This is a genomic window from Hymenobacter cyanobacteriorum (assembly GCF_022631375.1).
Taxonomy (GTDB): Bacteria; Bacteroidota; Bacteroidia; order Cytophagales; family Hymenobacteraceae; genus Hymenobacter; species Hymenobacter cyanobacteriorum.
In genome coordinates, this window is record NZ_JALBGC010000006.1 from 25484 (window position 1) to 46271 (window position 20788).

At 65.8% G+C, this 20788-nt stretch carries 24 protein-coding genes and 1 riboswitch; of the genes, 4 read left to right on the forward strand and 20 right to left on the reverse strand.

The window, feature by feature from the left end; genetic code table 11:
* Positions 1 to 2: 2 nt before the first annotated feature.
* From arsB to MON38_RS19820, 7 genes are all read right to left on the reverse strand, one after another.
* Positions 3 to 1100: an ACR3 family arsenite efflux transporter gene (arsB, locus tag MON38_RS19790; RefSeq protein ID WP_241937884.1), complete on the reverse strand. Its 1098-nt coding sequence runs from the start codon at positions 1098 to 1100 to the stop codon at positions 3 to 5.
* Positions 1087 to 1638, reverse strand: coding sequence for a GNAT family N-acetyltransferase (locus MON38_RS19795; RefSeq protein WP_241937885.1), 552 nt, complete (start codon positions 1636 to 1638; stop codon positions 1087 to 1089). The genes arsB and MON38_RS19795 overlap by 14 nt, the downstream gene beginning before the upstream one ends.
* Before the next feature lie 28 nt (positions 1639 to 1666).
* A complete protein-coding gene (locus tag MON38_RS19800) occupies positions 1667 to 2110 on the reverse strand; it encodes a DMT family transporter (RefSeq protein ID WP_241937886.1) in 444 nt (147 codons plus the stop codon).
* 15 nt (positions 2111 to 2125) lie between these two features.
* Complete coding sequence (locus tag MON38_RS19805; RefSeq protein ID WP_241937887.1) at positions 2126 to 2899, reverse strand: metallophosphoesterase family protein; 774 nt, start codon at positions 2897 to 2899, stop codon at positions 2126 to 2128.
* 63 nt (positions 2900 to 2962) lie between these two features.
* Positions 2963 to 3427, reverse strand: a complete 465-nt coding sequence (locus tag MON38_RS19810; RefSeq protein ID WP_241937888.1) for a DUF6428 family protein — start codon at positions 3425 to 3427, stop codon at positions 2963 to 2965.
* A gap of 40 nt (positions 3428 to 3467) precedes the next feature.
* On the reverse strand, positions 3468 to 3818 hold the full coding sequence (locus tag MON38_RS19815; protein WP_241937889.1) for an ArsR/SmtB family transcription factor: 351 nt from the start codon (positions 3816 to 3818) through the stop codon (positions 3468 to 3470).
* The gene (locus tag MON38_RS19820; RefSeq protein ID WP_241937890.1) at positions 3805 to 4074 is read right to left on the reverse strand and encodes a hypothetical protein; all 270 of its coding nucleotides are present in this window, start codon (positions 4072 to 4074) and stop codon (positions 3805 to 3807) included. The genes MON38_RS19815 and MON38_RS19820 overlap by 14 nt, the downstream gene beginning before the upstream one ends.
* A 113-nt stretch (positions 4075 to 4187) precedes the next feature.
* Here MON38_RS19820 and MON38_RS19825 point away from each other — a divergent pair, with 113 nt between their 5' ends.
* Positions 4188 to 4835: a hypothetical protein gene (locus MON38_RS19825; protein ID WP_241937891.1), complete on the forward strand. Its 648-nt coding sequence runs from the start codon at positions 4188 to 4190 to the stop codon at positions 4833 to 4835.
* A 318-nt stretch (positions 4836 to 5153) separates the two neighbouring features.
* Here the strand turns inward: MON38_RS19825 and crcB are convergent, their stop codons facing one another.
* Positions 5154 to 5531 carry a fluoride efflux transporter CrcB gene (crcB, locus tag MON38_RS19830; RefSeq protein WP_241937892.1) on the reverse strand — a complete coding sequence of 126 codons (378 nt, stop codon included), beginning with the start codon at positions 5529 to 5531 and terminating at the stop codon, positions 5154 to 5156.
* Positions 5532 to 5616: 85 nt separating this feature from the next.
* Positions 5617 to 5919, reverse strand: coding sequence for a hypothetical protein (locus MON38_RS19835; protein WP_241937893.1), 303 nt, complete (start codon positions 5917 to 5919; stop codon positions 5617 to 5619).
* A gap of 347 nt (positions 5920 to 6266) precedes the next feature.
* Here MON38_RS19835 and MON38_RS19840 point away from each other — a divergent pair, with 347 nt between their 5' ends.
* The gene (locus MON38_RS19840; RefSeq protein WP_241937894.1) at positions 6267 to 6992 is read left to right on the forward strand and encodes a hypothetical protein; all 726 of its coding nucleotides are present in this window, start codon (positions 6267 to 6269) and stop codon (positions 6990 to 6992) included.
* A gap of 8 nt (positions 6993 to 7000) precedes the next feature.
* Here MON38_RS19840 and MON38_RS19845 read toward each other — a convergent pair whose 3' ends face one another.
* A complete protein-coding gene (locus MON38_RS19845) occupies positions 7001 to 7990 on the reverse strand; it encodes a zinc dependent phospholipase C family protein (protein WP_241937895.1) in 990 nt (329 codons plus the stop codon).
* A gap of 172 nt (positions 7991 to 8162) precedes the next feature.
* Here MON38_RS19845 and MON38_RS19850 point away from each other — a divergent pair, with 172 nt between their 5' ends.
* Complete coding sequence (locus MON38_RS19850; protein ID WP_241937896.1) at positions 8163 to 9149, forward strand: hypothetical protein; 987 nt, start codon at positions 8163 to 8165, stop codon at positions 9147 to 9149.
* 84 nt (positions 9150 to 9233) lie between these two features.
* Here MON38_RS19850 and MON38_RS19855 read toward each other — a convergent pair whose 3' ends face one another.
* The 5 genes from MON38_RS19855 to MON38_RS19875 all read right to left on the reverse strand — a co-directional run bounded on the left by MON38_RS19855 (position 9234) and on the right by MON38_RS19875 (position 12853).
* On the reverse strand, positions 9234 to 9569 hold the full coding sequence (locus MON38_RS19855; protein ID WP_241937897.1) for a PepSY-like domain-containing protein: 336 nt from the start codon (positions 9567 to 9569) through the stop codon (positions 9234 to 9236).
* Between the two features lie 16 nt (positions 9570 to 9585).
* Positions 9586 to 10884 carry a phosphopyruvate hydratase gene (gene eno / locus MON38_RS19860; protein WP_241937898.1) on the reverse strand — a complete coding sequence of 433 codons (1299 nt, stop codon included), beginning with the start codon at positions 10882 to 10884 and terminating at the stop codon, positions 9586 to 9588.
* Positions 10885 to 10967: 83 nt separating this feature from the next.
* Positions 10968 to 11582: a phosphatase PAP2 family protein gene (locus MON38_RS19865; RefSeq protein ID WP_241937899.1), complete on the reverse strand. Its 615-nt coding sequence runs from the start codon at positions 11580 to 11582 to the stop codon at positions 10968 to 10970.
* A gap of 10 nt (positions 11583 to 11592) precedes the next feature.
* Entirely contained in the window at positions 11593 to 12513 is a 921-nt protein-coding gene (locus MON38_RS19870) for an SdiA-regulated domain-containing protein (protein WP_241937900.1), read from the reverse strand.
* 52 nt (positions 12514 to 12565) lie between these two features.
* Positions 12566 to 12853, reverse strand: coding sequence for a hypothetical protein (locus MON38_RS19875; protein WP_241937901.1), 288 nt, complete (start codon positions 12851 to 12853; stop codon positions 12566 to 12568).
* Between the two features lie 252 nt (positions 12854 to 13105).
* Positions 13106 to 13178: riboswitch (Fluoride riboswitch) on the reverse strand.
* 106 nt (positions 13179 to 13284) lie between these two features.
* Between MON38_RS19875 and MON38_RS19880 the strand changes: the two genes are divergently transcribed.
* Positions 13285 to 13599: a hypothetical protein gene (locus MON38_RS19880; protein ID WP_241937902.1), complete on the forward strand. Its 315-nt coding sequence runs from the start codon at positions 13285 to 13287 to the stop codon at positions 13597 to 13599.
* Between the two features lie 36 nt (positions 13600 to 13635).
* On the opposite strand, the gene MON38_RS19885 is transcribed toward MON38_RS19880, so the two are convergent.
* The 5 genes from MON38_RS19885 to MON38_RS19905 are packed head-to-tail and all read right to left on the reverse strand — an operon-like array spanning position 13636 to position 20726.
* Positions 13636 to 14283: a hypothetical protein gene (locus MON38_RS19885; RefSeq protein ID WP_241937903.1), complete on the reverse strand. Its 648-nt coding sequence runs from the start codon at positions 14281 to 14283 to the stop codon at positions 13636 to 13638.
* A gap of 21 nt (positions 14284 to 14304) precedes the next feature.
* On the reverse strand, positions 14305 to 14829 hold the full coding sequence (locus tag MON38_RS19890; protein ID WP_241937904.1) for a hypothetical protein: 525 nt from the start codon (positions 14827 to 14829) through the stop codon (positions 14305 to 14307).
* An 11-nt stretch (positions 14830 to 14840) separates the two neighbouring features.
* On the reverse strand, positions 14841 to 15977 hold the full coding sequence (locus MON38_RS19895) for an efflux RND transporter periplasmic adaptor subunit (protein WP_241937905.1): 1137 nt from the start codon (positions 15975 to 15977) through the stop codon (positions 14841 to 14843).
* Positions 15978 to 16003: 26 nt separating this feature from the next.
* Positions 16004 to 19270 carry an efflux RND transporter permease subunit gene (locus MON38_RS19900; protein WP_241937906.1) on the reverse strand — a complete coding sequence of 1089 codons (3267 nt, stop codon included), beginning with the start codon at positions 19268 to 19270 and terminating at the stop codon, positions 16004 to 16006.
* 13 nt (positions 19271 to 19283) lie between these two features.
* Positions 19284 to 20726 (reverse strand): TolC family protein, encoded by a 1443-nt coding sequence (locus MON38_RS19905; RefSeq protein WP_241937907.1) that lies wholly within the window; start codon positions 20724 to 20726, stop codon positions 19284 to 19286.
* Positions 20727 to 20788 lie beyond the last annotated feature (62 nt).

The following is a 20788-nucleotide window of genomic DNA, read 5'->3' on the forward strand; positions in this document are numbered from 1 at the left end:
GGTTACGCGGCGGCTACACTTTTGCCGCCGTACCAGCGCCGCCGGAACCAGAACGCCAGGTTGACCAGCGCAATCAGGGCCGGCACCTCAATCAGCGGCCCAATCACCCCGGCGAAAGCCTGGCCCGAGTTCAAGCCAAACACCCCGATGGCCACGGCAATGGCAAGTTCAAAATTGTTGCCGGTAGCCGTGAAGGCAATGCTGGCGTTTTCGGCATAGTCGGCCCCCAGGTACTTGCCGGCCGCGAAGCTGAGCACGAACATGATGGCGAAGTACAGGGCCAGCGGCAGCGCGATGCGCAGCACGTCCAGCGGCACTTGCACAATGGTTTCGCCCTTCAAACTGAACATGACCACGATGGTGAGCAGCAGCGCCACCAGCGTAATCGGACTAATGGCCGGGATGAACACTTGCTCATACCACTCATTGCCTTTCAGCCGGCGCAGCATGGTGCGCGAGAGGAATCCGGCGGCAAACGGGATGCCCAGATAAATGAGCACGCTCTGCGCAATGTCCCAGATGCCAATGTTCACCGCGTAGCCTTTCAGCCCAAAGTAAGGCGGCAGCACCGTAATAAACAGCCAGGCCAGCACCGAGTAAAACAGCACTTGGAAAATTGAGTTGAGGGCCACCAGCCCGGCCGCGTACTCGCGGCTGCCGTCGGCCAGGTCGTTCCACACCAGCACCATGGCAATGCAGCGGGCAATGCCAATCAGAATCAGGCCCATCATGTATTCGGGCTTGTCGGGCAGCAGCCAGATGGCCAGGAAAAACATGAGCAGCGGCCCCACAATCCAGTTCAGAAACAGCGACAGGCCGATAATGCGCGTGTTCTTAAAGACTTTCGGCAGCTCTTCGTACTTCACCTTGGCCAGCGGCGGGTACATCATCAAAATCAGCCCGATGGCCAGCGGCACGTTCACCGTGCCCACCGAGAAGTAGCTGATGGCCCCGTTAATACCGGGCACGAAGTAACCCAGGCCCACCCCCAGCGCCATGGCCAGGAATATCCACAGGGTCAGGCCCCGGTCGAGGCCGGAGAGTTTCTTTTCGGCCAGTACGGCGGGGGCCGGGGCCAGGGGAATGCTAGAGGGTTGCATAGGTTTTGGGAACAGGAGAAATAAGGGGCGACACTTCCACGCCGACGACTGCGCTACGGCGTTCGAGCAGCACCACGGAGCGCCAGACGCCATGCAGCTGGCCCATGCGTTCGCGGTGGCCGACTTCCCGGAAGCCGGCCCCGGCGTAAATGCTGATGGTGGTGGTGTTTTCGGGAAAGACGCTGGCTTGCAGCAGCCACATGCCGTGCGCTTCCGATTCGCTGACCAGTGCTTCCAGCAGTTGCCGGCCAACGCCCCGGCCCCGCGCAAAACCGGCGACGTAGACCTGCACATCGGCCACGCCCTGGTACACCGCACGCCCGGAAATGGGGGCCAGGGCCGCCCAGCCGAGCACTTGGTTGCTTTGGCCGTAGCCTTCATCGACGGCTACCAGCCGGCTGTGGGGCAAACAGGTCTGGTGCCACTCTTTCCAGGAAGGAACGTCGGTTTGGAACGTAGCATCTCCGCTGGCAATGCCTTGCTCGTAGATGCCCTTTACCTGATTCCAGTGCGCAATGGTGAGGGGGTAAATCGTCATGGTATCCGCCAGTAAGTGCGCGAACGGGTTATTTGCGGTTAAGCAGGTAGGCCCCGAGGGCCAGAAACAGCACCCCCGCCAGCTTGGCCAGCGAAAAGTTGCTGCGGGCCAGCCCCAGCAGGCCAAACTGGTCGAAGAGCAGGGCGGTCAGCAGCTGGCCGGCAACCACGAGGGCGAAGAGCGGGGCCGCGCCCACCCGGTGCAGCGAAAAGGTGATGGCCGCGATGTACACCATCCCGAGGGCCCCACCAGTCCACTGGTACCATTTCAGCTGCTGGACGGCGGCCAGGGGCGGCAAAGGGGCCTGATTGGCCACCAGCACCGCCCCGGCCGCCAGACTGCCCACCAAGTACGAGATGAGCACCGCCCACATCACGCTGTGCAGCGTGCCCCGTAGCTGGCTGTTGACCGCCGATTGCGTCGTCAGCGCGGCCCCGGCCAGCACCAGGACCAGGAGCGAGAGGTATTTCATGGCCGGAAAAAGTGGTTAGTACGCCTTGCGCAGCATGTCGGCGTACTCGTTGGGCAGCGGCGAGGCCTCTACCGCCTGGGCGGCCTTTTCCACGTCGTATTCCACGCGAATCAGCTCCGAGCGCACACTATGCGGGTCGGTCAGCTTCGTGTTCTCGTCCAGGTGCAGCAGCTGGTACGCCGCCCGGGGGTCGCCGTCCTTGGGCTTGCCCACCGAGCCAATGTTCAGCGCGTGGCGGTAGCGGGTTTCGCCGGCCACCTCGTAGGCAAACGTGCGATGATAGGGCTTGTGGGTGTGGCCAAAGAGCATGATATCGGCGTTGGCCTCGGCCAGCACCCGCAGAAAGCTGGCCTCGGGCCGGTCCTCAAACAGGTATTCGTTGATTTTGCGCGGCGAGCCGTGCACCATCAGCAAGTTGAGCGTGCAGGGCTCTTCCTGAAATTCCAACCGCATGTGCTTGGGCAGCAGACGCAGGTAGCGGCGCTCGTCGTCGCCCACAATGTGGTTGGTATAGGCAATGCTCTGCGCGCCCAGGTCCTTTTCCGTGTCGGTTTTGTAGGCGCAGCCGCAGTTGCTGCTGGCCAGCCCGATGCCCTGGTCATAGTTGCCGGCCAGCGTGGGAATGCCCCGCCGCCGCACCTCGTTCACCACTTCGTTGGGCCAGGGCGCGTAGCCCACCAGGTCGCCCAGGCAGAAAATCAGGTCGGGCCGGCGCTGCTCCATATCGGCCAGCACCGCTTCCAGGGCCGGCAGGTTGCCGTGCACGTCGGAGAAAAAGGCAATTGTCATCGCAAAGGGAAAGAAGAGGGAAATAAAACGGCGCGACCCCCGAGAGCCGCGCCGTTGGTCACCTTAGCAGCACCCGCCACCCGGTGTGCACCCGCCGGCCGTTTGCAGCTGGGGCAGCGCAAACAGCTGGGCCGCCGGAATCCCGCAGGCATCTTGCGCCAGGCAGGCCGTCTGCTTTTGCGTCAGCACGAAGTCATTGCCTTCGCGCGTCAGCCCAAACTTGCCGATGGTGGTCTGCTGGTATTCCACCTCAATTTCCAGGTCCTCCGTGCCCAGAATGCGCTGCGACAACTCCAGGATGTGCAGGAATTTTAGCGGAGCCAGCCGGTGGTCGTAGTCGCCGGCCTCCCAGAGCTGGAAGTTGGCCACCGTTTCCCGGCGCTCCACGCCGCCGCAGTCGATGAAATGCTTGCTCACCAAGCCTACTTCCGTGACGTGGAAATGGGATGGCAGATACTCGCCCGAGGGCAGGCGGAAATTGACAGCTTCTACTTCGGCCAGGGCCTGCTTGATTTCAGAAATTTTCATGGCGTTGCTTCGTAAAATGGGGGTGAAAAGCGGCTGGTGGTTAGCAGGCACACGCATCGTTGGGCCCGCAGGCCGCGCCACTCGTGGCCTCGATGAAAAAGGCGGTGAACTGCTGGTGCACCTGGTGCAGCAATTCGGTATTGAGGCAGTAGCAAACGGTGAGCCCGTCGATTTCGCCGCGTATCAAATCCAGCGCTTTCAGCTCCTGCAAGTGCTGAAACACCGTGGTGCGCGAGAGCGGCAGCTCGGCCGCAATGTCCCCGGAAATGCAGGTTTGCTTGCTGGCCAGAAACTGAATGATGGCCACCCGCGCCGGGTGGGCCAGGGCCTTGGCCACGCGGGCCAAGTACTGTTGCTCCGCCGTGAAGGCGGACGTTTTAGCGTAAGTCATTACGGGAAGCGGGTCGTTCGGTGGAGGCTGGCGCGGCGGTAGTAGCGGCCAGCAATTGATGAAGCAGGGTTTCGGCCCGCTCGTAAGCGCGCTGCTCGGCGGCTTCCAGCCGCTGCTGGCCGCCGCCGCCGGGCTGGCCATTGTACCCCTGGGTCTGGAGCCGGAGGCCTTCCAGCACGAGGCATTCGGTGCGTAGTACCCGTTCGAGCACCACCTGCAGCAAGGGACGGTTCAGGATATCCGCGTTCGAAGACATAGGAGTCGGTAGCAAAGCCAGAAGTATGTCGCAAATATACGACATAATATGCCGTAAATTTACGACATAGATTCTTTTTCTTTGTTGCGCACCGCTCAGCGGCCCCGGTTACCATGAATTCCACTTTGTCGCTCTTGCTGCTCTGGGGCCCAGCTGTCCGCGCCCAGCAGCCCGCACCGGCGTCCGCTGCCTCGTTGCTTGCCTTTCAACAAGCCCACCTCGGCCGGATACTGTTCAGCGCCACGCGCATTCCTCCCACTGGATACGCTGATGACGCGCACTATATCGGGTACCACGCCCACACCCTCACGCCCAAAAGCAGCTTGTACCTGACGGCTTTCCTGACCACCTCGCTTCCCGATGCCCTGGCCCGCCTCGCCCCCGACGCGCAACGCACCGATTTCATGAAAAGGGGCAGCTTCCAATACTGTTTTTACGTCGACAACGAGCTGGTCTACACCGCCTACTTGCAGCCCGAGCCGCAATACCTCATAGAGGAAAACGCGCAACCCGTGCTGCACCAGCCCGTGCTTGCCCCTGAAACTTCCCGCCGAAAAAGCCAGTCGCTATGGGCGAATCTGCTGGCCAATGGGGGCAAAAAAGCGTTAGCCGAGGGGTCCCACATGCTCCGGCTGGTCATTCGGCCCTACATCCAAAGCCCGCTGTTGCAGGTCGGCCCGGTGCTCGCCGACGGTCAGGTTGCACTAAATGTCACACGCCACGCCGCTCCCGCTAGAGCCGCTGCCCTCGTTGCCCCGTAGCTTCTGCCCCAAGAGCTACCACCAAGTAGTCCGTCACATCGAACAAATCCTCAACGACTGCGACGACCCTGTCCGTTTCACGCCCACCGGCCGGAAGATGTTGGACCAAACCACCGGGTAAATGGCCGTGGAAGTAATGAAAGTGTACCTCCAGCGCTCCAACGACCGCTAAAATTTGCTTTACAAGGTTCGTCCGGGTGTTGTTAAAACAAGTAAGGCAAACCCTCCGACTCGAAGGTTTTGAATCGATGTCTGGCCCTGGCAGCCCTTTTTCAGCCCTTAACGTACTATATTTTCCGTTTTCTGAGAGGACCCCAGCTAGATAAACCGGGCCGCCCAGAAGCCCAAAAAGGCCGCCAGCATGCCCACCAGCAGGCTGCCGGCGGCGTACGCGGCCAGCAGCACCAGTTCGCTGGTGCGGGCCAGCGTCACGCTCTCGTAGGCGAACGTGGAAAAGGTGGTGAAGCCCCCGCAAAAGCCCGTGGTCAGGAACAGCCGCCACGAGAGCGACACCTCGGTGTGCCGCTCGAAGAAGCCCAGAAATAAGCCAATGAGCAGGCAGCCGATGATGTTGACCAGAAACGTGCCCAGCGGAAAGCCCACCGGCACGAAGCGCAGAAAATACTGCTGCACCCAGTAGCGGCTCACCGACCCGATAAAGCCTCCCAGGCCAATAAACAACACCGAACGGTTCATAAGAGCAGGTAAAGTAGTGGCGAAGGGAAAGCGCCTGGTAAGCATACGCGCCCGGCCGCCCGTCCGATGCCCCGGTGGGCCAGCGCTAGAAAAGACGGGCCAGCCACAGCCCCAGCCACCCAAAGAGGAGGCCCGTGAGCAGGCTGCCCCCGGCGTAGAGCAGCGTGATGCCCAAAGGCAGCGGGCGCGAAAAGCCCTCATACATGACGTGCAGGAAGGCCGTGAAGCTCACAATGACCACCAGGTAAAAAGGGAGCTGCGGCCCCAGCGGGCGCAGCAGCCGGTCGTAGAGGCCCAGCAAGTACCCGAGTCCCAGGCAGGTGCCCCACACCAGCAGCACAGTGAAAAGCGGCAGGCCGCCCGGCAGCAGGGGAGCAGTGGCTGACATAGCAAAGCGAATAGTAGCAGTGCGGGCGGGCCATCGGCCCAACCCCTGCGTAAGATGGGCATAAACCCGCAATTGGGCGCGCCTCATGGGGTTGCCGCCGCTGACAACGCCTTGTGTTTGTGCTGATGCCGTTTCTTCGTTTGCCGTCCGCGCTACGCCGCTGGCCGGGCCGGTGGCTGGTTCTGGCCGGCCTCACGGCCTGTACCGTGGCCCGGCAACTGCCCCCGCCCCGGCCCCATGAAAGCGCCTGCGCCCCGGCCCACCCACTGGCCGAGCCCCCCGGGCTGTGCCGCCAGTCAGGTGTTGAGTTGGCCGCCGATACGGCCCTGATTCATCAATTAACCCCAATGCTTCTTAACGCCGCCAACGCCGCCGGGTTGGTGCCCCGCCTGCGGGCCCTACGGCGTACGCCTCCCGGTTCGGCGGCCCACCAGATGCTAGCCCACCAGTTGCGCCAGCAAGTGGCCCGCCTGAGCGCCGTGGTGCAGCAAGCCCGCGCCGAGCTGCGCTGCGAGCAGGACCGCGCCGCCGCGCTGGCCACCGAGCTGCAAGCCGCCGCCGATGCCCACTGCCGCCACCTGCTGCTGCTCGCCCTGGGGCTGGGCCTGACCGGCCTGCTCTCGTTTCCGGTGCTGAAGCCGCGCACGACGCGGGCGTTTTTCGCGCAGGCCCCCGGCGTCGTCTGCCTGCTGGTGGCCGCCGGGGCGGCGTGGAGCGGCACCCAGGCCCCGGTGCCCGAAGCCAGCTTTGCCCATCCGCGCAACGCGCTAGGCGACGTCCGGCACGGACCGGCGGTGGCGTCCGCGCTGCCGCCCACCGTGTGGGCTTACCTCACGCAGCCAGCGGGCCAAGCCCCGGCCGCGCCCTCCCGGCAGGCGCAGCTGCGGGCGCGGTGGCGGACAGTGGGCCGCCGCCTGCCCGGCTCGCACCTCACGCAGCTGCTCTACGAGCAGGGCGGCCTTTACCGCCCCGCTGAGCTGCGCGTGCGGGCCCAACTGCTGGGCGAGCTGGACGCCCAGGTGCAGCCGCTGGAAACGCAGCTGCGGGCGCTGGCCGCTACCCTGGCGGAGTAGCGCTGAGGCTAGAACTCCGGGTTGGTCTTGATATCCACCAGCTGGCCGCGCTGGAGCAACTGCAACTCGTGGCGCAGGTTGCGGGCGTTGCTGCGGGTGGTGTAATCTGAATCCAGGCGGGTGAGGTCGGGCTTGCCGGCGTTGACCCAGGCCGTGTACCAGAAATCGGCCGTGGACCGGGCGGCCCGGCGCAGCTGCCGCTCCACCAGGTGGTTGAGGGCCTGGTGGTAGCGGGTGGCGTAGGCGCGGGCGTGGTACTCGTCGCTGAACTGGGTTTTGCGGATGCCGCCCTGCGCGTCGTGCTCGTAGCGGTCGGCCAGGGCCACCTCGGTTTGCAGCTGGCGTTCCACGGCCAGTAGCGTGTCGGCGCTGGCGTGGCTGGTGGCCAGCAGCCGCCAGGTTTCAGCCACCGGGTCGGCCACGTAGGTGGCAGTGCCCACGTTGAAGTTGTAGGCCGCCCCGAACAGCTCGGGCAGCTGCCCCTCAAAAAAGGCGTGAATGCCGGTCTGGCCCGTAAGCTGGCCGTTGTGGTTGAGGGAGGTGTGCAGGGGCATCTGCGCATCGCCGAGGTAGTGGCCCAGGTCGCCGGCCAGGAACAGGATTTCGTCTTTGCGGCCGTTTTTCATGGCCTGCGTGAGCTGGGCCAGGGTTTCAAGAATGGTCCAGGGCAGGGTGCCGTTTTTGGCCAGCGTGGCCGCGTCGTACGTGGCGCGGGCTTCGGCGGCGGTGCGGGGCAGCTGGCTCAGCGGCTTGTCGTAGGCCTCCACGTCGATGAAGTGGCGCGGGTTCTCGGCCTTGTCGTGCAGCACGAATTTACGGGCGTCGGGCATGACGGCCTCCTCCGTCACAAAGTCGGCGTGGTTGTAGAAGAACGTGCGCAGGGTGGGTGGCAAAGCCAGCACGGCGGCGCGGTTGATGCGCTGGTGGCTCCAGGCACCCCAGGCAAACAGCAGCGAGGGCAGGGCCAGCAGCAGCGCCACCAGCGCCGTGCGGCGCATAAAAGCAAGAGGGGAAATCAACACGGTCAAGGCAGTTTAAGAGGCAGGTTCTGACCCGGCAAAGGACAAAAGTAGCCCTTGGCTGACAGCACGTCGGCACGTCCGGCGCGGCTGGCCAACCCCCGGGCCGGCCGGCGCGTTAGCCTAAGCATAGCTCTGCTGTTTGTTGCATATGGTGAAATCATCCCCCGCCGGCCGCCGGCCCGCGCTGTTCTGGCAGGCCCTTGGGCTGAGTGGCCTGCTGCTGCTGGGCAGCTGCAACACCGCCCCCCGCTCGCTGGCGGCCAAAGACGTGCCCGACGAAAGCGAGTGCGCCCCGCTCACGCCCGTGGTGGCCCCCAAGGGCTACGCCGTGCTGCCCGAAGCCGTGCTGGCCGCCGATTCGCTGCTGGCCCGCACCTTCTCCGTCGATGCCCTGCGCACGGCCAACGTGTGCGGGCTGGTGCCCCAGCTGCGCGCCATGCTGGCCACGCCACCCGGCACGCTGGCGCGGGTGGTGGCCCGCCAGCAGGTGGGCAGCCGCCTGACCGACGTGGCGCTGGAAATTTCCAGCACGGCCGGCGAGCTGGACTGCGAGGAAGAGCGCGCCGACCAGATTGCTGACTTCCTGCTCGACGAAGCCGGCTCGCGGGTGAAGAACCTGACCATCATCGCCATTCTGCTCGGGGCGCTGGGCTCCGTGGCCACGGGGCTCATGTCGCTCTTCGAGGTGCGCAAAACCATCTACCGGCCCGTGGGCATTGCCATCGGCCTCATCGGCGCGGCATTGGGCTACAGCAGCCTGCGCACCTCAGCGGCAGCCGACATTCCATTCTCGCACCGCCGCAACGCGCTGGGCGACGTCTGGCACGGCCCCGCCGAGTCGACCGTGTTCCCGGCCGCGGTTTGGAACTACCTCTCACGCCCTGGCATCCGGGGCGCAAACCGGCCTCCGCTGCGCAAGCGCCTGCTCAACCGCTGGCTCACGGCCGGCGAGCTGGGAGCTAAGGACGCGGACGAGAAAAAACAGCTCGAAGACCTGCTCTTCGGAGCCGGCGGCACCTACAAAGCGGACGCCCTGCGCATCCGCGCCAACCTGTTCGACCAGCTCGAATCCACCGTCAACCTGATGAAGAGCGACGTGCAGCAATTGGCCCGTGAGGTGGCTGAAGTGGAATAAGCAGGCATTTCCCTTAACGCGAAAACGGCCCGGCAGCCCCACGTAGGGGCTGACCGAGCGGGCCGTTCGGTTGTCGCGCCGGTCCTAGTCGTCGCGCTCGGTTTCGGTGGTGCTGCGCAGCACCTTGCCGGCGGCGTTGAACACAACGTGCATTTCCTTTTTGCCGGTGCCTTCCAGCTCCACCCGGTAGGTAGTGCCGGCCTTGCCGCCGCTGATTTTGCGGGCATCATCGACGCGGTAGCCCGCGTACTGTTTGGCAATGGCCTGGCGCACGGCCGTGGGCAGCTGGCTGGCCGGAATCTCCACCGGGCTCGTGGTGGCGGGCTGGACCTGCTGAGCCTGGGCCGTCAGGGTGAGCAGGGCGGTCAGGCTCAGCAGGAGCGCGGCGCGCAGGGCGGTGGTTACGAGGGTGTTTTTCATGATGTTACTGGGTTGATTACTGGTTTTTGAATGCCTTGAGGCCGGCGAACTTGCCGGCGCTGCCCAGCTCCTCCTCGATGCGCAGCAGCTGGTTGAACTTGCTCACCCGCTCGGAGCGGCAGCCGCTGCCCGTTTTCAGGTGGCCGGCGTTCAGGGCCACCGTCAGGTCGGCGATGGTCGTGTCCTCGGTTTCACCCGAGCGGTGCGACACGAAGCAACCGTAGTTGTTGGCGTAGGCCAGCTCCATGGTGCGCAGCGTCTCGGTCACGGTACCAATCTGGTTGAGCTTGATGAGCACCGAGTTGGCAATGTGCTGGTCGATGCCTTGCTGCAAAATCAGCGGGTTGGTGCAGAAAATATCGTCGCCCACCAGCTCGATTTTACTGCCCAGCGCAGCGGTGTGCTGGTGCCAGCCGGCCCAGTCGTTTTCGCCCATGCCGTCTTCGAGCAGTACGATGGGGTACTGGCTTACCCAGCTTTCCCACAGCCCATTCAATTCCTGCGAAGTCATCGTTTTTTTGGTCGACTTGAAGAAGCGGTACAGGCCCGGTGCGCCATTGGTGCCGGCCTCGTATAGCTCGCTGGTGGCCGGGTCGAGGCACAGGGAGATGTCGGTGCCGGGGCGGTAGCCAGCCTGCGATATAGCTTCCAGAATCAGCTCCACGGCCTCGTCGTTGGCCTTCAGGTCGGGGGCAAAGCCGCCCTCGTCGCCCACGGCCGTCACGTAGCCCTTGCCCTTGAGCAGGCTTTTGAGGGTGTGAAACACTTCCTCGCCCATGCGAATGGCGTTGGCAAAAGAGTCGGCGTTGTGCGGGGCAATCATGAATTCCTGAAAGTCCACCGTATTGTCGGCGTGCCGCCCGCCGTTGATAACGTTCATGCAGGGCACGGGCAGCGTGTAGTGGCTGCGGTCGGCCAGCTGGCGGTAGAGCGGTACCTGCCTGGCAGCGGCCTGGGCCTTGGCAAAGGCAATGGAGACGGCCAGGATGCCGTTGGCGCCCAGCGCCGACTTGTTGGGCGTGCCGTCCAGCGCAATCAGGGCCTCGTCCAGCTGCGCCTGCGTGTCGAACAACTGGCCCACCAGCCGCCGGCGCATCTGATTATTAACGTTGCTAACCGCCTTTTGCACGCCCTTGCCCTGGTAGCGCTTCGGGTCGGCGTCGCGCAGCTCGGTGGCTTCCTTTTCGCCGGTGCTGGCCCCGGAGGGCGAGATGGCGCGGCCGTGGTGCTGGCCGGACAGGGTAATATCGGCTTCCACCGTGGGGTTGCCGCGCGAGTCAAGGACTTCGCGGGCGTGAACGTGGGTAATTTCCATGCGGTGAGGGGGTGAAGATGAAAAATGAAACGAATCGATAAGGGAGAGAAGTAGCGCGGCGGGGAATCTGGCTGGCGGCAGGCTTAGGCTTGTTGCAACTCAGCCGCAGGTCCGGGCACCGGCCCGGCCAGCCGGCGCACTACCTGCCCGTACACGGCCGCGCCACCAAAGCCCAGGGCTACGCCGAGCAGCGCCCCGCCCAGCACATCAGTAGGATAGTGAACGCCCAGGTACACGCGGCTCACGCACACGAGCGTAGCCCAAGCCACGGCGCATCCCTTAGCGGCCCGGTAGCGCGGGGGCAGCAGCAGGCACAGGAGCGTGGCCAGCGCGGCCACGTTGGCGGCGTGCGAGGATAGGAAGCCCAGTTGCCCGCCCGGCCCATCGGGCAGGTGCAGCAGCGGCCCCAAATCCAGGGTGTGCGAGGGCCGCAGGCGGTGGAAAAAGGGTTTGAAGAGCCGGGCCGAAATCAAATCGGCCAGCCCTACTGACGCTCCGATGATGGGCAGCAGCGCCCAGGCCCGCCGCCGGAACAGGTAGGCCAGCACCACGAGGAGCAGCAGGTAGCCGCTGAGCCAGGATTTGGCCTGCGAGGCAAACACCATAATGGGGTCCAGCCAGGGCGTGTGCCGCCCGTTGAGGGCGCGCAGCAGGCCGTGGTCGGCCTGCCGCAGAATGTCGAATAGCGTAGTCAGCACCGGGGCGGGGTTAGTCGAGCGGGGCCGTGGCCGTGAAGCGGTACACCAGGCCCTGCCCGTCTTTCCGGCCGGCTTCGGACGAGATGAACAGGTCGCCGTTGGGCGCGAAAGTCAGGCCCTCGGGCTGCGGAAACAGCTTGGCAGGCAGCGTCTGCACGGCCACGACCTTGCCCTGCTTGTCCAGCTCCACCAGCCCGTTGCCCCGCGCCGAGAGCACGAACACGTGGCCCGTGCGCGGCTGAATACCCACGGCCGAGGGTGCAAACTGGCTCACCTTCGGTCCCTTCTTCCCCTTTTGTTGGCCGGGATCGGCTTCCAGAATGGCGGGCACGTCCAGCACGTAGGCCGGCTGGGACTCGATGCGGTAGGTCCGGGGGTTGAGGCGGTACACGGCCCGCTTGGTGGCATCGAGGCCCGCGCCGGGCTCGCTCTTGCAGGCCACCAGCAGCTGGCCGCTGGCCGCGTCGTAGGCCAGGCCTTCGGGCTCGTTGGCGGCGGTCAGGCCCGTGGCGTGGGTGGTGGTTTCGGTGGCTGTGCGCCGGAAAATGGTGCCGTCGCTGCGCAGTATCAGCCAGGCGCTGCCCTGGCGGGCCACGTCCTCGTAGTCGCCCTTGGGGCCAAACTTCACGGTGCTGTCCACCCGCTGGGTGCGCAGGTTATAGAAGTAGAGTGTGCCCGACTCGTCCTCGATGCCGGCCAGTCGGTTGGGGCCGGCCAGGGCAATGCCCGAGATTTCGGCCAACTCGGGCGGCATGGAATAAGTGGCGGTGGCCCGGCTAAAGGCGTAGGGGCTGGAGCCGGTGGGGACGGTAGCCGGGGCCGCGCTGCCGGCCTCCGCGCTACCCGCAAAGCGGGCCATCGTGGTCGTTTGGGCCGCCGGGCCATCGCAGCCGAAAGACAGCAGCAGGGCGCAAAGCAGGAGTTTGGTCATCAGGAAATTACTAGGGTTAAAAAAGAAGAAGAAAGCCAGGCCCGCCGCCGGCTCAGCTCACCAGCAGCGCCAGCAGCAGCGGCAGGCTGATGAGCCAGGCCCGCTGCACGGCTCGGTCGTCGTATTCGGGAAAGAGCAGGGCCGCCAGCACCAAGGCGGCCCAGCCCAGCGTGGCCGGGGCCAGCGTCAGGCCCAGCAGCGGCACCGGGGGCAGGGGAAAGGGCGAGTGCCGGAGCAGCCCCAACACGAGGGCGGCGTGCCAGAGCAGCGAGGCGGCCACCAGCCGCAGCTGGTAGGCCAGGCGCGGCGAAAAAACGGCGGGGCGGGGGGAAGTTTCCATCGTGTAAGGGGTGAGGTAAACCAGATTGGACCGCAACACCCGGCTCCGCAACGGGCCGGGCCACCACGAAAAAGCCCCGCCCGCCGCATTCGCTCTCCCGGCCGGAGAAACCAAACGCAGCGGGCGGGGCCCACGCCATCGCCAACGCCCGGCAGCCCGGGGCGTAGCACTCAAAAACCAGGAAAAAGCGGGGGTGATGACCACAGCAACAAGCGAACAAGATGACTACCCACGCGGCCCGGACGGGCTGCGCGTTTGGTAGGAATCATCAGCTCAGCTCCGAGGAGCCGGCGGTTCGCGGTGGAAATCCATCACCGAATACTGTTGGGGACTTTAACGCAGGTGGCAGGAATTGGTTTGGCGGGTGCTACGACTCCTACGTGACTGCCTAGAGTAATTTTATCCCCTTGCTACTATAAGAAGGCCTGTTTGTGGTGCGCATTCCGGTGGTGCTGGCCGCCGCCGACCGCCAGACGCCCCCGTTCAACCTGGCCCTGATGAGCATCATGATTCCCAAGGGGCTGGGGGCGGCCGTGCTGGCCACGCTGCCGGCCCAACGCGGGATGCCCGGCGGACTGGCCATTCAACCCATCACCTTTGCTGTCATCGTGGCCACCACGCTGGGCAGCACGCGCCTGTTTTCCTGCTGGAAAAGCGCCGCCTGCCCGGGTTTTATCGATGGGCGTTTCGCGTCCGCCGGCCGGCCGGCAACGGCGGCCCGGGCCCCGATTGACGTAAACCAATGAGCGGGGCAGCAAATTTTGGCCCGGCAAAATGACCGTCTAAGGCCCCAGCCGCACGGACACGGCCAGCGAAAGCTCCACGCCCCCCGGCCGCCGGGTGTTCACCACGGCCCGCATGCCATCGGAAGGCGTGCCGCTGAGGTAGCTCACCGGGTCGGGGCCGAAGACTAGGCCGTGGCCCAGGGCGGTGCTGATGCCCAGCCGCTGGGCCGGCTGCCAGCGCAGCCCTGCCCGTAGCCGCCCCACCACGCAGGGCTGAATGTGCAGCTGCGCGGTTTCGTCCCGAAACATTCCGTGGTCTTCGTGCGTGACGACGGTCACCGCGTCGCGGCCCGCCGAATACACCACGTTGGCCCCCACGAAGGTGCTGAATTTGGCCTGCTCGTGGAAGTAGTAGCGGGCACCCAGTCCCCCCGTGAGGCCGGCAAAGTCAACCCCCAGCCCGGTGGTGGCTTCCAGGTTACGGGCAATCCGGCGGCCGTAGTCGAGGCCCCAGCCGTAGGGAGCCCCGAGCCCGCCCGTGAGGGTGAGCACCGCTGGCCGAATGGGGAGCGCTACCCGGCTGTTTTGACGGGCGAGCGAATCGGACTGGGCCTGGCACGGCCGGCCCAGCAGCAGCCCGCTGACAACCATCGCCCCCCGAAGGACGGCGGTGAAGAAGGGAAAGGCAGGAGTAAAGAGGCGCATGGGCAAGACGTTGAAATGGGGCTAGTTGGGGTTCAGCCGCACGGCGGTCGACAGCAGCGCAAGGACGGTCGGGGCAGTCGGAAAGTAAGACCAGCTCAACTCCCCATTGGGCTCCTGAATCAAAACGAACAGGCGGCGCACGCGCCGCACTCCCTGCCGCACCAGCTCCCGGCGGAGGGCCGTTTCGCTCAGATGCGCCGCGTGCAGCGCTCCGGGCAGAAACCGCCCCCGGAAAAGCAGCAGCAGCGGCACCGCCCGCGGGGGACAGCGCCGGGCCGCTGCCCGCGTCAGGTAGCACCGGAACGCCAGCAGAACGGCTACCACTGTCCCGACCCCGGCCACCGCCTGCGCAACCGTCAGGTGCCGGCCAGCCCAGGGCAGCGCGCCGCCCAGCGCCAGCATACTCAGGCCATCAACGGCCCGCACGTGCGGCGGAGCCGCGCCCCGCGCCACTGCCCGCAGCACCCCCAGCGGCACCGCGTAGAGCAACATGCCCAGCAGCGACCACCACGATTGATTCCCGGACAGCGCCTCGGCGAGTTCCATGGCTTGAGCGGCTAGCGCATGGCCACCTGCACCGGCTGCTGGGCCGCGATTTCCTCGTTGCCGGCCTTGAGCACCACGTCGCCGGCTTTCAGCGGGCCAAACACCTGCACCTGGCCGGCATTCTCATCCCCTTTCTGCACGTCCACCAGCTCGGTTTTGCCGCCGACCACGCGAATAACGTAGGTGCGCTCGGCCGTGCTCACGACGGCCGATTTGGGCACGTACAGGCTGGTTTGGGGGGATTTGATGGGCAGGCTGGCCGCCGCGTACATGCCGGGCTTGAGCTGCTCTTTGGGGTTGGCAATGTCGATTTCAATCAGCTCGGAGCGGGTGCCGGGCGTTACGCTGCCGGCCACCCGGTTGACGTGGCCGGTGAAGTTCCGACCGGGAAAGGGCCGCACGTTGAATTGCACCGGCCCGCCGGCCTTGATGTCGCCCACGTAGGCTTCGGGCACGGCCAGGCGCAGGCGCAGCCGGTCAATCTGCTGGAGCTTGAACAGCGGCACGGCCGCCTGCCCGCCCGGCCCCACGAAGGCCCCGGCCGCTAGGCTCCGCTCGGTGATGACGCCGGCAAAGGGCGCGGTGATGCGCAGGTAGGCCGCCATCTGGCCGGCGGCCTGGTAGTGGGCGCGGGCGGCCACCACGCCCAGGCTGTCGGTGGCGGTGCGGGTGCGGGCCTCGTCCAGGTTCAGGGGCGACACCGCGCCGGGCGTGCGGGCCGTCTGGCGCAGGCGGCGGAAGCTGCCCCGGCTGGCGCTGAAGGTAGCTTCGGCGGTTTTGACCTTCGACAGGGCCTCGCTGAGGGCGGCCGTGAGCTCGGGCGCGTCCAGCTCGGCCAGCACCTGGCCCTGGCGCACGTGGTCGCCGATGTCGGCGTGCAGCACCCGCACGTAGCTGGCCACGCGGGGGAAAATGTCGGTCTGGTAATAGCTTTCCAGCTCGCCGGGCAGGTTCAGGGCCTGGGCCGGCTGGGTGGCCGTGACGCGCACGGCATCGTAGCGTACTTCCGCCGTGGCGGCGGTGTTGGTCGGCTTTTCTGTGGCCGTGGTGTCGCCGGCTTCGGAAGAGCTGCAGCCGTTGAGGGCCGTGGTGGCGGCCAGTAGGCCTAGGCCGGCCAGCAAGCGCAGGGAAGGGGGGAGGAAATTCATGGGATAAAGGGGATTGCGAAGAGGGGTTAGGCCATTTCGGCCTCCGTGAGCGAATGCTCGGTGATGGGCGCTTCGTTGCCATCGTAGCTGGCGCTTGCCGGGTCGTCGGGGTCGAGGGAAACGGAAGTGAAGGAAGTTTTGCGCTGCACCGCGGCGAATACCACGGGCAGCACGAACAGCGCCGCGATGGTGGAAGCCAGCAGGCCGCCAATCACGGCCCGGCCCAGCGGGGCCGACTGCTCGCCGCTCTCGCCCAAGCCCGAGGCCATGGGCAGCATGCCGGCCACCATGGCAATGCTCGTCATCAGGATGGGACGCAGGCGGGCGGCCCCGGCCAGACGGGCGGCGGCCACCGCGTCGCGGTAGCGCAGGCGCAGGCTCTCGGCGTTGGTGACGATGAGCACGGCGTTGGCCACCGACACGCCCACCGACATAATCACGCCCATGTACGATTGCAGGTTCAGGGTCTGGCCCGTGAGCAGCAGCAGCAGCAGCGAGCCGGCCAGCACGGCCGGCACCGTCACGAGCACCACGCCGGCTACTTTCAGGGACTGGTAGTTGGCGGCCAGCAGCAGGAAAATCACCACGATGGCCAGCGCCAGGCCGGTTTGCAGGCTGCCCAGGGTTTCGGTGAGCAGCTTGGCCAGGCCGCGCAGCTCCACGATGGAGCCCTTGGGCGGCGCGCCCACTTCCTTAATGGCTTTGTTCACGTCGCGGGTGGCGGTGCCCAGGTCCTGGCCGTTGAGGTTGGCCGAAACGGTGACGATGCGGCGCGGGCCGATGCGGTCATACTGGCCGGGCACGGTGGCCGTGCGCAGCGTGGCCACGTCGCCGAGGGTGGGGCGGAGCTGGCCGGGCACCAGCGGCAGGTTCTGCATGTCGGCCACCGATTTCATGTTCTGCGAGGCCAGCTGCACCTGCACCTGGTAAGCAAAGCCCTTGCCCTGGTCGAGCCACAGGTTTTTGGCCGTGAAGCGGCTGGAGGAGGTGGCCGCCACCAGCGATTTGGCGATGCCGTCGGGCGTGAGACCGAACTGGGCGGCGCGCTCGCGGTCCACGTTCACCTGCACGGTGGGGTAGCGCAGGGGCTGGTTGATGCGCACGTCGCGCAGGTAGGGAATTTGCTTCAGGCGGGCCACCAGCTTGTCGGCGTAGCTCTCGCCGTCCTGCAGGCTCTTGCCGCCCACCAGGATTTCAATGGGCGTTTGCGCGCCCTGGCTCATGATTTTATCGGTCAGCTCGATGGGCTCGAAGCTCAGCTGCACGTCGGGCAGGTGCTGGTGCACGGCCTGCCGAATCTGCTCCTTGAGGGCATCCAGCGACTTTACCTTATAGTCCTCAGCCAGGTTTACCTGCAAATCGGCCTCATTAGGCCCGGAGTTGAACACGTACAGCGCGCTGGTGCCGTAAGAACTGGGCGTCATGCCCACGAAAGCCGAGGTGATGCCCACGTTCTGCGGCCCCACAATCTGCTGAATCAGGCTGATGACCTCCTTGGTGCGGTCCTCGGTACGCTCGATGCGCATCCCTTCCGGGGCCACGATGCGCACCTGAAACTGCTTGGAGTGGGTGATTTTGGGCATCATGTCTTGCCCGATGTTCACGAAGCAGACCCCAATCACTGCCGCGCAGACGAGGCCGTACGCCGTGGCCACCAGGGCTCGGCGGGCCAGCAACTTATCGAGCACGTGCAAGTAGCGCAGCTTCACGCGCTCGAAGCCGGTGACTTCCTTCGGGTGGCGGTTCTCATAGCCTTCCTGCTGGATGTCGCGGGGCTTGGTCAGGTCGGGCAGCAACGATAAATCGTGCGGCTCGGTGTGCGCGTGGCCCTTCAGCCACCAGTTGGCCACCACCGGCACGAAGGTTTGGGAGAGCAGGTAGGAAACGATAATCGAGAAGCCCACCGAGAGCGAGAGCGGGATGAACATGCCGCGCGGCACGCCCGTCATCAGGAAGGCCGGGGCGAACACGGCCAGGATGCTGAGGGTGATGAGCAGCAACGGAAACGAGACTTCCTCGCAGGCATCGAGGATGGCGCGGGCCTTGGTTTTGCCCATTTCCTGGTGCTGGTGGATGTTTTCAATCACCACCGTGGCCTGGTCGACCAGGATGCCGATGGCCAGCGCCAGCCCCGAGAGCGTCATGATGTTGATGGTCTGCCCGAAGAGCTGCAGCAGCAGAATGGCCGCCAGAATCGAAATCGGGATGGTCAGAATCACGATGGCCGAGCTGCGCGCATCGCCCAGGAACAGGAACACCACCAGGCCCGTGAGCAGCGCCCCCAGCCCGCCCTCAAAGGCGAGGCTATGCACGGCCTGCGTCACGTAAATCGACTGGTCGAACTCGTAGCTGAGCTGCACGTTGTCGGGCAGCAGGGCTTTCATTTCGGGCAGCTTGGCTTTCAAAGCACTGACCACGCTCATCGTGCTGGCGTCGGCCGACTTCGTGACGGGGATGTAGACCGAGCGTTTGCCGTTGATGAGGGCGTAGCCCACGGGAATGTCGGTACCGTCCTCCACTGTGGCCACGTCGTGGATAAACACCGTCGGGCCCACGCCCTGCTTGAGGGGAATGTCCAGAAAGTCGCTCACCTTGTCCAGCACCGAATTGCTGGGCGTCATCACCATGTAGTCGCCCATGCCCACCGAGCCGGCCGGCGACACCTGGTTGTTGCGCACCACGGCGTTCACGATTTCGTCGGGCGTGAGCTGGTAGCTCTTCATCTTGTCGGGGTCCACCTTGATGACCACCGTGCGCTCGTTGCCGCCGAAGGGCGGCGGGGCCGACGCGCCGGGAATCTGCGAGAACAGCGGCCGGATTTTGGTCGAGGCCAGGTCCTGCATCTGCCCCAGCGAGGCGGTGCTGCTGCTGAACACCAGCTCGCCCACCGGCAGGGAGCTGGCGTCGAAGCGCACCACCGTGGGCGGCACCGTGCCCGGCGGCATGTAGCTCAGCACCCGGCTTACCTGCGAGGCCACTTCGCCGGCCGCCTGGGCCATGTTCACGTCCTCGTAGAACGTGCATTTCACCAGGCACAGGCCCTGGATGTTCTTCACTTCCACGTCCTTGATGCCCGAGACGTAGAGCATCTGGTTCTGGTAGCGCGTGGCGATGAAACCCTCCATTTGGGCGGGCGTCATGCCGCCGTAGGGCTGGGCGATGTAGATGGTGGGCAGGTTGAGCCGGGGGAAAATATCGACCGGAATGCGCCCCAGCGCCAGCACGGAGAAGACGACGATGCCCAGCAGCGCCACGATGACGGCAATGGGCTTGGCTAATGCAGCTTTTATCATGAGAAAGAAGGGCTTACAGCTGGCCGAGCAGGCCGCCGAGGTTGCCGCTGGCCGCGCCTTGCAGCAGCACGGCGCGCCAGAGGTTGTTGGTGGCCAGGGCCTGGTCGGTTTCGGCCCGGTTGAGCACGGTGATGGCCTGGGTGAGCACGAGCAGGTTGTCGAGGCCGGCGTCGTAGCGGGCGCGGGCCTGGGTGTAGGCCTGGCGGGCGGCGGCCAGCTGCAGGGGGGCCGCCAGCGCGGTCTGGCGGGCCAGGTCGACTTGCAGGGCGGCGTTCTGCTGCTGGGTGGCCAGCTGCAGGGCCTGCTGGTCGTAGTCGGCGCGGGCCTGCTCCACCCGGATGCGCTGGGCCTGCGCGGCCCGGCCGGAGTGAATGAGCTCGGTGGCGCGCCAGGTGAGCGTAGCCCCCAGCATGTAGTCGTAGGCCTTGAAGGGCAGCCCCGCGCTAGGCGAGGAATTGATGGCAAAGTCGCCTTTGTCGGTGGTGGCATCGGCCACGCCCGAGCCCCGGCCCCAGGTGGAAGCCAGTAGGTTGAGCTGGGGCCGCTTGTTGGCGCTCAGCAGCTTCACCTGCGCCTCGCCGGCCGTAATGCGGCGGGCGTAGGCGCGCAGCAGCGGGTTGTTGGTGCGCGCCGTGTCGCCGGCGGGCGGGCCGGCGTTGGTCTGCGGCAGGTGCGCGTAGAACTGCATCGAATCGAGCAACACCTCCTGGGTGGGCTGACCCAGCAGGCCGGCCAGGCGGGTGCGCTGCTCGCGGGCCTGCTGCCGGGCGGCCAGCACCTGCAGGCGGGCGCGGCCCACTTCGGCGTTGGTGGTGGCCGAGTCGATGCCGGCCCGGATGCCCGAGCGGGTGCCGGCCCGGATGACCGTGGCCAGGTTCTCGGCCCGCTGCAGGTTGGCCCGCTGCAGGGCCACCGACTTTTCGGCCCCCAGCGCCAGCAGAAAGGCATCAGCCACCTGCGTCTGGTACTCAAACACGGCCTGGTCGTAGTCGGCCTGGGCCGCCGACACGGCGGCTTCGGAGCGCTGCTCGTCGGCCCGGTAGCGGCCAAACGTCACCGCCGGCCACTCAATCACCAGCGCCCCGAGGCTGGAGAAGTTGGTGGCGCCGTTGTAGTCGGTGGTTTTGATGCCGCCCGAAATCGGGATGGCCACCCCGCCGATGAAGGCCCCGCGCACCTGGTTCATGGTCGAGTTCACGGCCTGCAGCTGGGCGCTTACCTGGGGCAAAAAGGCCGAGCGGTTGGTGCGCACGTCGGCCTGGGCGGCCCGCACGGCCGCCTGTTTGGCGCGCAGGGCGGGGTAGTTGGCCTGGGCCACTTGCAGGGCCTGCGGCAGGGTGAGGGGCCGGGGCTGCTGCGGCAGCTCGCGGGGCTGCTGGGCGTGGGCGGCGGGGCCGGCCAGCAGCCCCGCAAGCACCAGGGCCTGGCCCAGCGGAAAGAGGTTTCTCAGCTTCATGCCGCAAACCTCCCGCGCCGGTATTAGAGCGGCATTGGAAACTTATTAGAACTTATTAGAAA

Bases quoted from the DNA above. Each gene is read 5' to 3' on its own strand.
- MON38_RS19820 (WP_241937890.1), bottom strand. From the start codon at position 4,074: ATGTCTTCGAACGCGGATATCCTGAACCGTCCCTTGCTGCAGGTGGTG.
- arsB (WP_241937884.1), bottom strand. From the start codon at position 1,100: ATGCAACCCTCTAGCATTCCCCTGGCCCCGGCCCCCGCCGTACTGGCC.
- MON38_RS19845 (WP_241937895.1), bottom strand. From the start codon at position 7,990: ATGCGCCGCACGGCGCTGGTGGCGCTGCTGCTGGCCCTGCCCTCGCTG.
- MON38_RS19850 (WP_241937896.1), top strand. From the start codon at position 8,163: ATGGTGAAATCATCCCCCGCCGGCCGCCGGCCCGCGCTGTTCTGGCAG.
- MON38_RS19825 (WP_241937891.1), top strand. From the start codon at position 4,188: ATGAATTCCACTTTGTCGCTCTTGCTGCTCTGGGGCCCAGCTGTCCGC.
- MON38_RS19900 (WP_241937906.1), bottom strand. From the start codon at position 19,270: ATGATAAAAGCTGCATTAGCCAAGCCCATTGCCGTCATCGTGGCGCTG.
- MON38_RS19885 (WP_241937903.1), bottom strand. From the start codon at position 14,283: ATGCGCCTCTTTACTCCTGCCTTTCCCTTCTTCACCGCCGTCCTTCGG.
- MON38_RS19890 (WP_241937904.1), bottom strand. From the start codon at position 14,829: ATGGAACTCGCCGAGGCGCTGTCCGGGAATCAATCGTGGTGGTCGCTG.
- crcB (WP_241937892.1), bottom strand. From the start codon at position 5,531: ATGAACCGTTCGGTGTTGTTTATTGGCCTGGGAGGCTTTATCGGGTCG.
- MON38_RS19895 (WP_241937905.1), bottom strand. From the start codon at position 15,977: ATGAATTTCCTCCCCCCTTCCCTGCGCTTGCTGGCCGGCCTAGGCCTA.
- MON38_RS19855 (WP_241937897.1), bottom strand. From the start codon at position 9,569: ATGAAAAACACCCTCGTAACCACCGCCCTGCGCGCCGCGCTCCTGCTG.
- MON38_RS19810 (WP_241937888.1), bottom strand. From the start codon at position 3,427: ATGAAAATTTCTGAAATCAAGCAGGCCCTGGCCGAAGTAGAAGCTGTC.
- MON38_RS19835 (WP_241937893.1), bottom strand. From the start codon at position 5,919: ATGTCAGCCACTGCTCCCCTGCTGCCGGGCGGCCTGCCGCTTTTCACT.
- MON38_RS19840 (WP_241937894.1), top strand. From the start codon at position 6,267: ATGCTTCTTAACGCCGCCAACGCCGCCGGGTTGGTGCCCCGCCTGCGG.
- MON38_RS19805 (WP_241937887.1), bottom strand. From the start codon at position 2,899: ATGACAATTGCCTTTTTCTCCGACGTGCACGGCAACCTGCCGGCCCTG.
- MON38_RS19815 (WP_241937889.1), bottom strand. From the start codon at position 3,818: ATGACTTACGCTAAAACGTCCGCCTTCACGGCGGAGCAACAGTACTTG.
- MON38_RS19875 (WP_241937901.1), bottom strand. From the start codon at position 12,853: ATGGAAACTTCCCCCCGCCCCGCCGTTTTTTCGCCGCGCCTGGCCTAC.
- MON38_RS19905 (WP_241937907.1), bottom strand. From the start codon at position 20,726: ATGAAGCTGAGAAACCTCTTTCCGCTGGGCCAGGCCCTGGTGCTTGCG.
- eno (WP_241937898.1), bottom strand. From the start codon at position 10,884: ATGGAAATTACCCACGTTCACGCCCGCGAAGTCCTTGACTCGCGCGGC.
- MON38_RS19870 (WP_241937900.1), bottom strand. From the start codon at position 12,513: ATGACCAAACTCCTGCTTTGCGCCCTGCTGCTGTCTTTCGGCTGCGAT.
- MON38_RS19795 (WP_241937885.1), bottom strand. From the start codon at position 1,638: ATGACGATTTACCCCCTCACCATTGCGCACTGGAATCAGGTAAAGGGC.
- MON38_RS19800 (WP_241937886.1), bottom strand. From the start codon at position 2,110: ATGAAATACCTCTCGCTCCTGGTCCTGGTGCTGGCCGGGGCCGCGCTG.